Source organism: Kitasatospora sp. NPDC049285 (genome assembly GCF_040678815.1).
Taxonomy (GTDB): domain Bacteria; phylum Actinomycetota; class Actinomycetes; order Streptomycetales; family Streptomycetaceae; genus Kitasatospora.
In genome coordinates this window covers 22,444-35,211 of record NZ_JBFAQR010000071.1, presented here as the reverse complement: position 1 = coordinate 35,211, position 12,768 = coordinate 22,444, and the positions used below count along the sequence as shown (strand labels likewise).

General features: G+C 72.0%; 12 protein-coding genes. All 12 read right to left on the bottom strand.

Annotation, left to right across the window (positions count from 1 at the left end; all coding sequences use genetic code 11):
- Positions 1-72 precede the first annotated feature (72 nt).
- On the bottom strand, positions 73-339 hold the full coding sequence (gene rpoZ, locus AB0K51_RS30480; RefSeq protein ID WP_100835243.1) for a DNA-directed RNA polymerase subunit omega: 267 nt from the start codon (positions 337-339) through the stop codon (positions 73-75).
- Between the two features lie 56 nt (positions 340-395).
- Positions 396-953, bottom strand: coding sequence for a guanylate kinase (gmk, locus tag AB0K51_RS30475; protein WP_363460732.1), 558 nt, complete (start codon positions 951-953; stop codon positions 396-398).
- Positions 954-1,001: 48 nt separating this feature from the next.
- Complete coding sequence (gene mihF, locus AB0K51_RS30470) at positions 1,002-1,328, bottom strand: integration host factor, actinobacterial type (protein ID WP_030459182.1); 327 nt, start codon at positions 1,326-1,328, stop codon at positions 1,002-1,004.
- A 247-nt stretch (positions 1,329-1,575) separates the two neighbouring features.
- Positions 1,576-2,421, bottom strand: a complete 846-nt coding sequence (pyrF, locus tag AB0K51_RS30465) for an orotidine-5'-phosphate decarboxylase (RefSeq protein WP_363460729.1) — start codon at positions 2,419-2,421, stop codon at positions 1,576-1,578.
- Positions 2,414-3,415, bottom strand: a complete 1,002-nt coding sequence (locus AB0K51_RS30460; RefSeq protein ID WP_363460728.1) for a dihydroorotate dehydrogenase — start codon at positions 3,413-3,415, stop codon at positions 2,414-2,416. The genes pyrF and AB0K51_RS30460 overlap by 8 nt, the downstream gene beginning before the upstream one ends.
- Positions 3,412-4,221, bottom strand: coding sequence for a dihydroorotate dehydrogenase electron transfer subunit (locus tag AB0K51_RS30455; protein ID WP_363460726.1), 810 nt, complete (start codon positions 4,219-4,221; stop codon positions 3,412-3,414). The genes AB0K51_RS30460 and AB0K51_RS30455 overlap by 4 nt, the downstream gene beginning before the upstream one ends.
- A 62-nt stretch (positions 4,222-4,283) precedes the next feature.
- Positions 4,284-5,381, bottom strand: a complete 1,098-nt coding sequence (locus AB0K51_RS30450) for a quinone-dependent dihydroorotate dehydrogenase (protein WP_363460724.1) — start codon at positions 5,379-5,381, stop codon at positions 4,284-4,286.
- A 77-nt stretch (positions 5,382-5,458) separates the two neighbouring features.
- Positions 5,459-8,764 carry a carbamoyl-phosphate synthase large subunit gene (carB, locus tag AB0K51_RS30445; protein WP_363460722.1) on the bottom strand — a complete coding sequence of 1,102 codons (3,306 nt, stop codon included), beginning with the start codon at positions 8,762-8,764 and terminating at the stop codon, positions 5,459-5,461.
- Entirely contained in the window at positions 8,757-9,914 is a 1,158-nt protein-coding gene (gene carA, locus AB0K51_RS30440; RefSeq protein ID WP_363460720.1) for a glutamine-hydrolyzing carbamoyl-phosphate synthase small subunit, read from the bottom strand. The genes carB and carA overlap by 8 nt, the downstream gene beginning before the upstream one ends.
- Positions 9,911-10,486, bottom strand: a complete 576-nt coding sequence (locus AB0K51_RS30435) for a hypothetical protein (RefSeq protein WP_363460718.1) — start codon at positions 10,484-10,486, stop codon at positions 9,911-9,913. Before AB0K51_RS30435 ends, carA begins: the two co-directional genes overlap by 4 nt.
- Positions 10,486-11,778 (bottom strand): dihydroorotase, encoded by a 1,293-nt coding sequence (locus AB0K51_RS30430; RefSeq protein ID WP_363460716.1) that lies wholly within the window; start codon positions 11,776-11,778, stop codon positions 10,486-10,488. The genes AB0K51_RS30435 and AB0K51_RS30430 overlap by 1 nt, the downstream gene beginning before the upstream one ends.
- Complete coding sequence (locus AB0K51_RS30425) at positions 11,775-12,767, bottom strand: aspartate carbamoyltransferase catalytic subunit (protein ID WP_363460714.1); 993 nt, start codon at positions 12,765-12,767, stop codon at positions 11,775-11,777. Before AB0K51_RS30425 ends, AB0K51_RS30430 begins: the two co-directional genes overlap by 4 nt.
- Between the last annotated feature and the right edge of the window lies 1 nt (position 12,768).

The window sequence follows — 12,768 nt, the reverse complement described above, 5'->3', positions numbered from 1 at the left end:
CCGCCGGACGCGGTTCGCGTCCGGCGGGCCCTCGGTGCAGAGCGCTGGGGCTCGGGTGCAGAGCGCTGGGGCTCAGGCGCCCTCGATGGCCTCGGCGGTGAGCAGGCCGGCGTTGATCTCGCGCAGCGCGATCGACAGCGGCTTCTCGTGCACGTGGGTGTCGACCAGCGGGCCGACGTACTCCAGCAGGCCCTCGCCCAGCTGGGAGTAGTACGCGTTGATCTGGCGGGCACGCTTGGCCGCGTAGATCACCAGGCTGTACTTGGAGTCGGTGGCCTCGAGCAGCTCGTCGATCGGCGGGTTGATGATGCCCTCAGGCGCGGTCATCGAAGAGGACACGCGAAAACCTTCCGAAGTAATTTTCTGAAAGAACCGGCTGGATGCAGCCGATCCGGTCAGGCTACACCGAGCAAGGCTAGCAGTTCGGCCGCTACCTGCTCGACGGAGGTGTTGACAAGCGTCGTGTCGAACTCCGCCTCGGCGGCCAGCTCGACCTTCGCGACGGCCAGCCGCTCGTCGATGACCTCCTGCGGCTCGGTGCCGCGGCCGGTCAGCCGGCGGACCAGCTCGTCCCAGCTCGGCGGCGCCAGGAAGACCAGCTGCGCCTCCGGCATGGACTCCTTCACCTGCCGGGCGCCCTGCAGGTCGATCTCCAGCAGCACCGGCTCGCCCTTGTCGAGCTTGTCGAGCACGGCCTGCCGCGGCGTCCCGTACCGGTTGCCGGCGAACACCGCCCACTCCAGCAGCTCGCCGTTGGCGACCAGCTTGTCGAACTGGTCGTGGTCGACGAAGTGGTACTGCACGCCGTCCCGCTCGCCGGGGCGCGGGTGCCGGGTCGTCGCCGACACCGACAGCCAGACCTCGGGGAACTGCTTCCTCATATGAGCGACGACCGTGCTCTTGCCGACCCCGGAGGGGCCGGAGAGCACGGTCAGCCGCGGACGCTCACTCATGTACCGATTATCCCGGATCGCGGACGTTCCGCCGACACCGGCCTCCGTTCAGGAGGCGGCGCCGCCGAACTCGCGCTCCAGGGAAGCGATCTGGTTCGTACCGAGGCCGCGCACCCGGCGGCTCTCGGAGATGCCAAGGCGCTCCATGATCTGCTTGGCGCGCACCTTGCCGACGCCGGGCAGGGACTCCAGCAGGGCGGAGACCTTCATCTTGCCGATGACCTCGTCATCGGACTTGCCGGCCTTGATGACGTCGTGCAGCGAGGCACCCGAGTGCTTCAGCCGGTTCTTGACGTCGGCACGCTTCCGACGAGCCTCGGCGGCCTTGGCGAGCGCGGCGGTGCGCTGTTCGGGAGTAAGGGGCGGAAGAGCCACGCCGTTCACCTCAGGTGTGGATGGAAGGGATGAGCAATGACTGGTGGTGCCCGGACGCCGACAGGCGATCACCTGCAGCCAGGCTCTGACCTGCGGCAGCGACCGAAATCGCGGCCAACTGGCGTCCTACCGCCGGACACTACCCAACTTGGGCCGCCGCGTCAGGAAAAGAACACGAAAAGTCCTGGTCAGCCGGGGCCGACCCAGGACTTTTCCGGGCAAAACAACCGCTGGAGCGGCCAGTTGGTCAGGCGTTTGTGACGGCCCTCACATCGTCGACGAACACCTTGGCGGCCTCCCGGAGGGCCGCCACCGACGGCCCGTGGCGCAGCACGTCACGGCTGACCGAGGGCACCACGTTGCGCACCTGGTCGCCGAAGACCCGCGGCAGGTCCTTCGCGGTGGCGCCCTGCGCGCCCACGCCGGGGGCCAGCAGCGGGCCGTTGATCGCCAGGTCGACGCCCGCCTCGGCGAGGGTCGCGCCGACCACCGCGCCGAAGGAGCCCAGCGGCTGCACGCCCGCGTTCTCCGCCGCGAGCCGGCGCAGCACCGCCTGCGCCACGCTCTCGCCGTCCGCGCCGACCGCGCGCTGCACCTCGTGGCCCTCCGGGTTGGAGGTCAGCGCCAGCGCGAACAGGCCGCAGCCGGAGGCGTTGGCCAGGTCGACGGCGGGCTGCAGCGAACCGAAGCCCAGGTACGGGCTGACCGTGAGCGCGTCGGAGAACAGCGGGCTGTCCGGGGCCAGGAAGGTCTCCGCGTAGGCGGCCATGGTGGAGCCGATGTCGCCGCGCTTGGCGTCCATCAGCACCAGCGCGCCCGCGGCGCGGGCGTCGGCGACGGTGCGCTCCAGCACCGCGATGCCGCGGGAGCCGAAGCGCTCGAAGAACGCCGACTGCGGCTTGAGCACCGCGACCCGGTCGGCGAGCGCCTCCACCACGGTGCGGGAGAAGGACTCCAGGCCCGCCAGGTCGTCGTTCAGCCCCCAGGCGGTGAGCAGCGAGCCGTGCGGGTCGATGCCGACGCAGAGCTGGCCGCGGGTGTCGAGGGCGGTGCGCAGGCGGGCGCCGAACGGGGTGGTCGCGGTGTCAGTCATCGCTGTCTTTCGTCGTCGTGCGGTGGGCCAAGCCCACCGCGTCGGTGTACTTCGCAAGCTTGCGGGCGGCCAGTTCGGCGCGCAGTTCGTCGAGGATCCGCAGCGGGGCGGTGGGGTCGTGCAGCAGCGCCGAGCCGACCGCCACGCCGGACGCCCCGGCCAGCGTGAACTCCAGCGCGTCGCGTCCGGTGCGCACCCCGCCCATGGCGAGGATCGGCACCGCGGGCATCCGGCCGGCCCGCATCGCGGCGTGCACCTGGTAGACGCAGCGCACCGCGATCGGCCGCAGTGCCGGGCCGGACAGTCCGCCGAAGCCGGCCGCCAGGGCGGGCCGGGCCGCGTCCAGGTCGATCGCCATGCCCTGCGCGGTGTTCACCATCGACAGGCCGTCCGCGCCGGCCGCGACGCAGGCGGCGGCCACCTCGGTGATCGCGGCGGCGTCCGGGGAGAGCTTGGCGTAGACCGGCAGCGCCGGGTCGGTGACCTCCTTCACCGCCCGCACCACGTCGTAGCTGATCGCCGGGTTGGCGGCGAACATCAGGCCGCGGTCGGCGCTGTTGGGGGCGGAGATGTTGAGTTCCAGGCCGGTGACGCCGGGCTGGCCGCCGAGCCGGGCGGCGAGTTCCGCGAACTCCTCCAGCCGCTCCCCCGCGAGGGAGACCACGGTGCGCACCCCGCGCTCGGCCAGCCACGGCAGGTCGCGGGCGAGGAAGCGCTCGATGCCGGGGCCCTGGTGGCCGATCGCGTTGAGCAGCCCGGCGGGGGTGGCGACGATCCGCGGCGCGGCCAGCCCGGCGCTTGGCCGCAGCAGCACGGTGCGGGTGGTGAGGGTGCCGAGTTCGTCGAGCGGGGTGAACCGGGCGAGTTCCCGGCCGAAGCCCGCGCAGCCGGCCGCGGTGCTCAGCGGGTTGGGCAGCACGGTGGACCCGAACGGGGCGCTCAGGTCGACTCCCTGACGGTCCATCACCAGCGTGGCGTCCTGCCGGTCGGTCACGGCCGGGCTCCTTCCAGGTCGGCCGGGACCCGGCCGAGGTCGGCCCAGCGCACCCGGGCGCCGTCGAAGACCGGCCCCTCGGTGCAGGCCCGCACCAGCCGGCTCACCCCGTCGGCGTCCCGGACCGGCAGCACGCAGCCCAGGCACAGCCCGGTGCCGCACGGGGTGTCGGCGGCCAGTGCCGTCCAGCAGCGCACCCCGCGGCCGGTGGCGACCGCGCTGACCGCGGCCAGCAGCTCGGGGCCGGCGGCGGCGTAGACCAGGTCGGCGCCGATCGCGGCGAGCGCCTGGTCGAGCAGCGCGGCGGCGGTGTCGGCGGCCAGCGGCAGCCCGGCGCTGCCGTCCTCGGTGAGCACCAGGACGTCGGGGGTGAGCTCGCGGGCCCGCTCCGCGCCGTACAGCCGTCCGGCGCTGGGCGCGGCGAGGACGAAGGCGACCTGGCCGCCGGCGTCCAGCAGCCGTTCGGCGAGGGCGAGCAGCGGCCCGGCGTCGGCGCCCTCGCCGACCAGCAGGGCGCAGGCCGGGGCGTCGGGCAGCGGGAAGGGGGTGCCGAGCGGGGCGATCAGGTCGAGGACCGGTGCGGCGGGCTCGTCCGGCAGCAGCAGGTCGAGGGTGTCGCCGTCGGCGCGCAGGATCGCCGCGCCGCGGCGCAGCACGTCCTCGGCGCCGGGCGGCGCGGCGAGGGCGGCGAAGTGCCCGGGTCTGAACCGGGCCGCCGCCGTCGCGCAGCGCACCGTCACCCGCCGGTACGGGCCCTCGGCCCGAGAGCCGACCACCTCGGCCCGGGCGACCACCGGATTGGCCATCTCCCCGCTCCTTCCGCTCGCCGTGGCGCCGTCCGCCACGTCCACCCGGGCGCCGGCTCCGCTCAGCGGTTTCCCTTGCCCACCGCCTCGCCGATCGATGCGTACCCCGCGGTACGCAGTCGCGCGGAGAGGCCCTTGTGAACCTTTCGCATCCAGAACGGACCCTGGTAGATGAAGGCCGAGTAGCCCTGGACCAGGTCCGCGCCGGCCAGGATCCGCTGCCAGGCGTCCTCGGCGGTCTCGATGCCGCCGACCGACACGATGGTCAGGCGTCCGTCGGTGCGCTTGCGCAGCCGCTCCAGCACCTCCAACGAGCGCGCCTTCAGCGGGGCGCCGGACAGGCCGCCCATGCCGATCTCCTCGATCCGCGCGGCCGGGGTCAGCAGGCCCTCGCGGCCGATGGTGGTGTTGGTGGCGATGATGCCGTCCAGGCCGAGGTGCAGCGCCATGTCGGCGATCTCGTCGATGTCCTCGTCGGCGAGGTCGGGGGCGATCTTCACCAGCAGCGGCACGTGGTGGTTGGTCACCTCGTCGGCGGCCTTGCGGACGTCCCACAGCAGCGGCCCGAGCACCTGCACGGCCTGCAGGTTGCGCAGGCCGGGGGTGTTCGGCGAGGAGACGTTGACGACCAGGTAGTCGGCGTACGGGGCGAGGGCCTTGGCGGACTTCAGGTAGTCGGCGGTGGCCTCGTCCTCCGGGACGACCTTGGTCTTGCCGATGTTGACGCCGATCACCGGGGTGCTGCTGGTGTGCGGGCGCGCGGCGAGCCGGGCGGCGACCCGGGCCGAGCCCTGGTTGTTGAAGCCCATCCGGTTGATCAGCGCCCGGTCCTCGACCAGCCGGAACAGCCGAGGCGTGGGGTTGCCGGGCTGCGGCTCACCGGTGACGGTGCCGATCTCCACGAAGTCGAAGCCCAGCATCGACAGGCCGTCGATGCCGATGCCGTCCTTGTCGAAGCCCGCGCCGAGCCCGAACGGTCCCGGCAGGTCCAGGCCCAGCGCGGCGGTGCGCAGCTTCGGGTCGCGCGGCGCGAGCACCGCCCGCACCAGCGAGCGCACCCCGGGGACCGACTGCGCCAGCCGGATCCAGAAGAACGCCAGGTGGTGGGCCTTCTCCGGGTCCATCTTCTTGAACAGCAGGTTGAACAGCAGCTTGTACACCGGCGGGGGGCTCCTTTTCGACGAGGACATGGGAGTGGGGGGCACCCGAGACCGGTGTGCCCCCCACGGCTGACGGCCTAGCGGCCGGCGTTGATCAGCGCCGCGTGCTCCTGCAGCGACATCACGCCGACCTCGCCGCGCAGCAGCGCGTCGATGCCCTGCACCGCCGCGCCCATCGCCTGAACGGTCGTCAGGCAGGGGACGCCGCGGGAGACCGCGGCGGTGCGGATCTCGTAGCCGTCCATCCGGCCGCCGGTGCCGTACGGCGTGTTGATGATGAGGTCGACGCCGCCCTCGTGGATCAGCTGGACGATGGTCTTCTCGCCGTTCGGGCCCACCCCGTCGCTGTGCTTGCGCACCACGGTGGCGGGGATGCCGGCCCGCTGCAGCACCTCGGCGGTGCCGGCGGTGGCGAGCAGCTCGAAGCCGAGCTCGACCAGCGCGCGGGCCGGGAAGACCAGGTTGCGCTTGTCGCGGTTGGCGACCGAGACGAACACCTTGCCCTTGGTGGGCAGCGCGCCGTACGCGCCGGACTGCGACTTCGCGTACGCGGTGCCGAAGACCCGGTCGATGCCCATGACCTCGCCGGTGGAGCGCATCTCCGGGCCGAGCACGGTGTCGACGCCGCGGCCGTGCACGTCGCGGAAGCGCGACCACGGCATCACGGCCTCCTTGACCGAGATCGGCGCGTCGGCCGGCAGCGTGCCGCCGTCGCCCTCCCGGGGCAGCAGGCCCTCGGCGCGCAGCTCGGCGATGGTCGCGCCGAGCGAGATCCGGGCGGCGGCCTTGGCCAGCGGCACCGCGGTGGCCTTGGAGGTGAACGGCACGGTGCGGGAGGCGCGCGGGTTGGCCTCGAGCACGTACAGGATGTCGCCGGACAGCGCGAACTGGATGTTGATCAGGCCGCGCACGCCGACGCCCTGGGCGATGCCCTCGGTGGCCTGGCGCAGCCGCTTGATGTCGAACCCGCCGAGGGTGATCGGCGGCAGCGCGCAGGCCGAGTCGCCGGAGTGGATGCCGGCCTCCTCGATGTGCTCCATCACGCCGCCGAGGTAGAGCTCCTCGCCGTCGTAGAGCGCGTCGACGTCGATCTCCACCGCGTCGTCGAGGAAACGGTCGATCAGCACCGGGTGCTCGGAGATCAGGCCGGCGTGCCGCTCGAGGTAGGAGGCGAGGGAGGGCTCGTCGTAGACGATCTCCATGCCGCGGCCGCCGAGCACGTAGGACGGGCGGGCGAGGACCGGGTAGCCGATCTCGTCGGCGATCGCCTTGGCCTCCTCGAAGGAGAAGGCGGTGCCGTGCTTGGGCGCGGGCAGGCCCGCGTCGCGCAGCACCCGGCCGAACGCGCCGCGCTCCTCGGCGAGGTGGATCGCCTCGGGCGAGGTGCCGACCACCGGCACGCCGTTGTCCTTGAGCGCCTGCGCCAGGCCCAGCGGGGTCTGGCCGCCGAGCTGGACGATCACGCCGGCCAGCGGTCCGGCCTGCTGCTCGGCGTGGACGATCTCCAGCACGTCCTCCAGGGTGAGCGGCTCGAAGTACAGCCGGTCGGAGGTGTCGTAGTCGGTGGAGACGGTCTCCGGGTTGCAGTTGACCATCACGGTCTCGTACCCGGCGTCGGCCAGCGCGAAGGACGCGTGCACGCAGGAGTAGTCGAACTCGATGCCCTGGCCGATCCGGTTCGGGCCCGAGCCGAGGATGATCACGGCGGGCTTGGTCCGCGACGCGACCTCGGTCTCCTCGTCGTAGGACGAGTAGAAGTACGGGGTCTTGGCGGCGAACTCGGCGGCGCAGGTGTCGACGGTCTTGAACACCGGGCGGATGCCGAGCGCGTGCCGGACCTCGCGGACCACGTCCGGCTTCAGGCCGCGGATCTCGCCGATCTGCTGGTCGGAGAAGCCGTGCCGCTTGGCGTGCCGCAGCAGCTCCGGGTCGAGCTTGTCGCCCTCGGCGAGCTCGACGGCGATCTCGTTGATCAGGAAGAGCTGGTCGACGAACCACGGGTCGATCTTCGTGGCGTCGAACACCTCCTCGGCGGTGGCGCCGGCCCGGATCGCCTGCATCACGGTGTTGATCCGGCCGTCGGTCGGGACCTGGGCCTTCGTCAGCAGCTCGGCCTTGTCGCCGGTCTCGCCCACCCAGGTGAACTGGGAGCCCTTCTTCTCCAGCGAGCGCAGCGCCTTGTTCAGCGCCTCCGGGAAGTTGCGGCCCATCGCCATCGCCTCGCCGACCGACTTCATGGTCGTGGTCAGCGTGGCGTCGGCGCTCGGGAACTTCTCGAACGCGAACCGCGGCACCTTGACGACGACGTAGTCGAGGGTCGGCTCGAAGGACGCCGGGGTCTGCTCGGTGATGTCGTTGGGGATCTCGTCCAGCGTGTAGCCGACTGCCAGCTTCGCGGCGATCTTGGCGATCGGGAAGCCGGTGGCCTTCGAGGCCAGCGCGGAGGAGCGCGAGACGCGCGGGTTCATCTCGATGACGATGACCCGGCCGTCCTCGGGGTTCACCGCGAACTGGATGTTGCAGCCGCCGGTGTCGACGCCGACCTCGCGGATCACCGCGATGCCGATGTCGCGCAGGATCTGGTACTCGCGGTCGGTGAGCGTCATCGCCGGGGCGACGGTGATCGAGTCACCGGTGTGCACGCCCATCGGGTCGAAGTTCTCGATCGAGCAGACCACCACGACGTTGTCGTGCTTGTCGCGCATCAGCTCCAGCTCGTACTCCTTCCAGCCGAGGATGGACTCCTCCAGGAGCACCTCGGTGGTCGGCGAGAGGGTCAGGCCCTGGCCGGCGATCCGGCGCAGGTCCTCCTCGTCGTGCGCGAAGCCGGAGCCGGCGCCGCCCATGGTGAAGGACGGGCGGACCACGACCGGGTAGCCGCCGAGCGTCTCGACGCCCGCGAGCACGTCCTCCATCGAGTGGCAGATCACCGAGCGGGCGGACTCGCCGTGGCCGATCTTGGCGTTGACCGCCTCGACCACGCCCTTGAACAGCTCGCGGTCCTCGCCCTTGTTGATCGCCTCGACGTCGGCGCCGATCAGCTCGACGTCGTACTTCTCCAGCGTCCCGGCCTGGTGCAGCGAGATCGCGGTGTTCAGCGCGGTCTGGCCGCCCAGGGTCGGCAGCAGCGCGTCGGGGCGCTCCTTGGCGATGATCTTCTCGACGAACTCCGGGGTGATCGGCTCGACGTAGGTGGCGTCGGCGATCTCCGGGTCGGTCATGATCGTGGCCGGGTTGGAGTTGACCAGGATGACCCGCAGGCCCTCGGCCTTGAGCACCCGGCAGGCCTGGGTGCCGGAGTAGTCGAACTCCGCCGCCTGGCCGATGACGATCGGGCCGGAGCCGATGACCAGGACGGACTTGATGTCGGTGCGCTTAGGCACGCTGGCCCTCCAGGAGCGAAACGAAGCGGTCGAAGAGGTACGCGGCGTCGTGCGGGCCGGCAGCCGCTTCGGGGTGGTACTGCACGCTGAAGGCGGGGACGTCGAGCGCCTGCAGGCCCTCGACCACGTCGTCGTTCAGGCAGACGTGGGAGACCTCGACGCGCCCGAACGGGGTGTCGCTCACCTGGTCCAGCGGTGCGTTCACGGCGAAGCCGTGGTTGTGGGCGGTCACCTCGACCTTGCCGGTGGTGCGGTCCTGCACCGGCTGGTTGATGCCGCGGTGGCCGTACTTGAGCTTGTAGGTGCCGAAGCCGAGGGCCCGGCCCAGGATCTGGTTGCCGAAGCAGATGCCGAAGAACGGCGTCTTCCGCGCCAGTACGCCGCGCAGCACCTCGACCTGGTGGTCGGCGGTGGCCGGGTCGCCCGGGCCGTTGGAGAAGAACACGCCGTCGGGCTGGACGGCGTAGATGTCCTCGACGGTGGAGTTGGCGGGCAGCACGTGCACCTCGATGCCGCGCTCGGCCATCCGGTGCGGGGTCATGCCCTTGATGCCGAGGTCGACGGCCGCGACGGTGAACTTCTTCTCACCGATCGCCGGGACCACGTAGGCCTCCTTGGTGGCGACCTCGGCGCACAGGTCGGCGCCCTTCATCTCGGGTGCCTGCTGCACCTTGGCCAGCAGGGCCGCGTGGTCGTCCACCGCCGGGCCGGAGAAGATGCCGACCCGCATCGCGCCGCGCTCGCGCAGGTGGCGGGTGAGCGCGCGGGTGTCGATCCCGCTGATGCCGACCACGCCCTGGCGCTCCAGCTCCTCGTCCAGCGAGCGCTTGGCCCGCCAGTTGGAGGCGACCCGCGAGGGGTCGCGGACCACGTAGCCGGCCACCCAGATCTGCTGGGACTCGTCGTCCTCGTCGTTCCAGCCGGTGTTGCCGATCTGCGGCGCCGTCATCACGACCACCTGGCGGTGGTAGGACGGGTCGGTCAGGGTCTCCTGGTAACCGGACATGCCGGTGTTGAAGACCGCCTCGCCGAAGGTCTCGCCGACCGCGCCGTACGCCTCGCCGCGGAAGGTCCGGCCGTCCTCCAGGACGAGCACCGCGGGGACGCGCTCCCGCCTGGTGCGCTGCGTGGTGGGGGCAGGTGCGGTCATGTCGCGGCCTCTTCCGTCTTCATCGTCTTCGTACGTGTCACAAGAGCCCCGACGGCCTCGACCCAGGCGTCGTGCTCGGCGGCGGCGTCCAGCCGGAACCCGCTCTCCAGGCCGGTGCCGGCGAGCTTCCAGCCGATCACCAGCAGCCCGGCGGGCACCACCTTGCCGGCGATCCCGGAGTCCAGCCTCGCGCCGGCCAGCTCCTCGGCGGGGATCCACAGCCCGGTTTCACCCGGCCGGTCGATCAGCAGGCCGCGCTCGGTGAGGGTGAGTTCGGCCAGGCTGCGGGTGCCCAGGCCGTGCGCGACCACCCGGTCCAGCCAGTTCCCGGCGGTGGTGGTGCCGTGGTAGCGGCCGCTCGCGGCCAGCAGCGCGGGGCTGTCGAGCAGAGCGGGCGCCGCGGGCGGCGGCGGCAGCTCCGACTGCAGGGTTCGCCGCCAGTTCCAGCCCTGCCGCATCAGCCAGTACGCCAGCGCGATCACGATCAGCAGGCCGACCGTCCAGCCCAGGTAGCCGGGCCAGTTGGTCACCTTGCCCTGCTCCTGGGCGAGCGTCACGAGCTGAGCGGGCATCAGAACGCGACCAGTTCGCCCGCGAGCACGGTGGCCTTGCCCCGCAGGAAGGTGGCGTGCACCCGTCCGGGCAGGTCCATGCCCCGGTAGGGGGTGTTGCGGGAACGGGTCGCGAAGGAGTCGGGAGTCACGACTCCACGGTACGCGGGATCGAAGAGCACCAGGTTCGCCGGCTCACCCACCGAGATCGGCCGTCCGTGGCCCTTGAGACGGCCGATCCGGGCCGGGCGGTGCGACATCCGGTCCGCGACGCCCTCCCAGTTCAGCAGCCCGGTGTCCACCATGGTCTGCTGCACGACCGACAGCGCGGTCTCCAGCCCGACCATGCCCATCGCGGCGACCGCCCACTCGCAGTCCTTGTCCTCGGCCGGGTGCGGCGCGTGGTCGGTGGCGACCGCGTCGATGGTGCCGTCGGCGAGCGCCCGGCGCAGCGCCTCGACGTCCTCGGCGGTGCGCAGCGGCGGGTTGACCTTGTACACCGGGTCGTAGGAGCGCACCAGTTCGTCGGTGAGCAGCAGGTGGTGCGGCGTCACCTCGGCGGTGACGTCCCAGCCCTTGGCCTTGGCCCAGCGGACGATCTCCACCGAGCCGGCCGTGGACAGGTGGCAGATGTGCACCCGGGAGCCGACGTGCGCGGCGAGCAGCACGTCGCGGGCGATGATCGACTCCTCGGCGACGGCCGGCCAGCCGCCCAGGCCCAGCTCGCCGGAGACCTTGCCCTCGTTCATCTGGGCGCCGGCGGTCAGCCGCGGCTCCTGGGCGTGCTGGGCGATGACGCCGTCGAAGGCCTTCACGTACTCCAGCGCGCGGCGCATGATCACCGCGTCGTCCACGCACTTGCCGTCGTCGGAGAAGACCCGTACCCCGGCGGCCGAGTCGTGCATCGCGCCGAGCTCGGCGAGCTGCTTGCCCTCGAGCCCGACGGTGACCGCGCCGACCGGCTGCACGTCGCAGTAGCCGTGCTCCTGGCCGAGCCGCCAGACCTGCTCGACCACGCCGGCCGAGTCGGCGACCGGGAAGGTGTTGGCCATCGCGTGCACCGCGGTGTACCCGCCCATGGCGGCCGCCTGAGTGCCCGTCAGCACGGTCTCGGCGTCCTCCCGGCCGGGCTCGCGCAGGTGGGTGTGCAGGTCGACCAGGCCGGGCAGCGCGATCAGGCCGTGCGCGTCGATGTCGACGTCGGCCTCGGCGCCGAGGTTCGGGCCGATCGCGGCGATCAGGCCGTCGACGATGTGGATGTCCTGCGGGGCGCCGCCGAGGATCTGGGCGTTGCGGATCAGGTAGGTGGTCACTGGGCGGCCTCCGGGGTTTCGGTACGGGGGGCGACGTCGGCGGCCCCGTCGGCATAGACAGCTCCGCCGAGCAGCAGGTACAGCACGGCCATGCGGACGGAGACGCCGTTGGCGACCTGCTCGACCGCGGTGCAGCGCGGCGAGTCGGCGACCTCGGCGGTGATCTCCATGCCGCGGACCATCGGGCCGGGGTGCATCACGATGGCGTGCTCGGGCAGCCTGGCCATCCGCTGCCCGTCCATCCCGTAGCGCCGCGAGTACTCGCGCTCGGTGGGGAAGAACGCGGCGTTCATCCGCTCGCGCTGCACCCGCAGCATCATCAGCGCGTCGGTCTTCGGCAGCACCCGGTCGAGGTCGTAGGAGACCTCGCAGGGCCAGCTGTCGATGCCGATCGGCAGCAGGGTGGGCGGGGCGACGAAGGTGACCTCGGCGCCCAGGGTGGTCAGCAGGTGCACGTTGGACCGGGCGACCCGGCTGTGCAGCACGTCGCCGACGATGGCCACCCGGCGGCCGGCCAGGTCGCGGCCGAGGCCGGGGTTGAGGTGGCGGCGCATGGTGAACGCGTCCAGCAGCGCCTGGGTGGGGTGCTCGTGGGTGCCGTCACCGGCGTTGATCACACTGCCGTGCAGCCAGTCGGACCCGGCCAGCCGGGCCGGCGCGCCGGAGGCGTGGTGGCGGATGACCACCGCGTCGGCGCCCATCGCCTGCAGGGTCAGCGCGGTGTCCTTCAGGCTCTCGCCCTTGGAGACCGAGGAGCCCTTGGCGGAGAAGTTGATGACGTCGGCGGACAGCCGCTTCTCGGCGACCTCGAAGGAGGTCTTGGTGCGGGTGGAGTCCTCGAAGAACAGGTTGACCACGGTGCGGCCGCGCAGCGTGGGGAGCTTCTTGACGGCCCGTCCGGAGAGCTGCGCGAGCTCCTCGGCGGTGTCCAGGATCAGCAGCGCGTCGTCGCGGCTGAGATCGGCGGCGGAGACGAGGTGGCGCTTCACG

What these genes read in the sequence shown, in the direction of transcription:
- gmk (WP_363460732.1), bottom strand. Translation starts at nt 953, where the DNA reads ATGAGTGAGCGTCCGCGGCTGACCGTGCTCTCCGGCCCCTCCGGGGTC.
- AB0K51_RS30435 (WP_363460718.1), bottom strand. Translation starts at nt 10,486, where the DNA reads ATGCCCGCTCAGCTCGTGACGCTCGCCCAGGAGCAGGGCAAGGTGACC.
- carA (WP_363460720.1), bottom strand. Translation starts at nt 9,914, where the DNA reads ATGACCGCACCTGCCCCCACCACGCAGCGCACCAGGCGGGAGCGCGTC.
- AB0K51_RS30455 (WP_363460726.1), bottom strand. Translation starts at nt 4,221, where the DNA reads ATGGCCAATCCGGTGGTCGCCCGGGCCGAGGTGGTCGGCTCTCGGGCC.
- pyrF (WP_363460729.1), bottom strand. Translation starts at nt 2,421, where the DNA reads ATGACTGACACCGCGACCACCCCGTTCGGCGCCCGCCTGCGCACCGCC.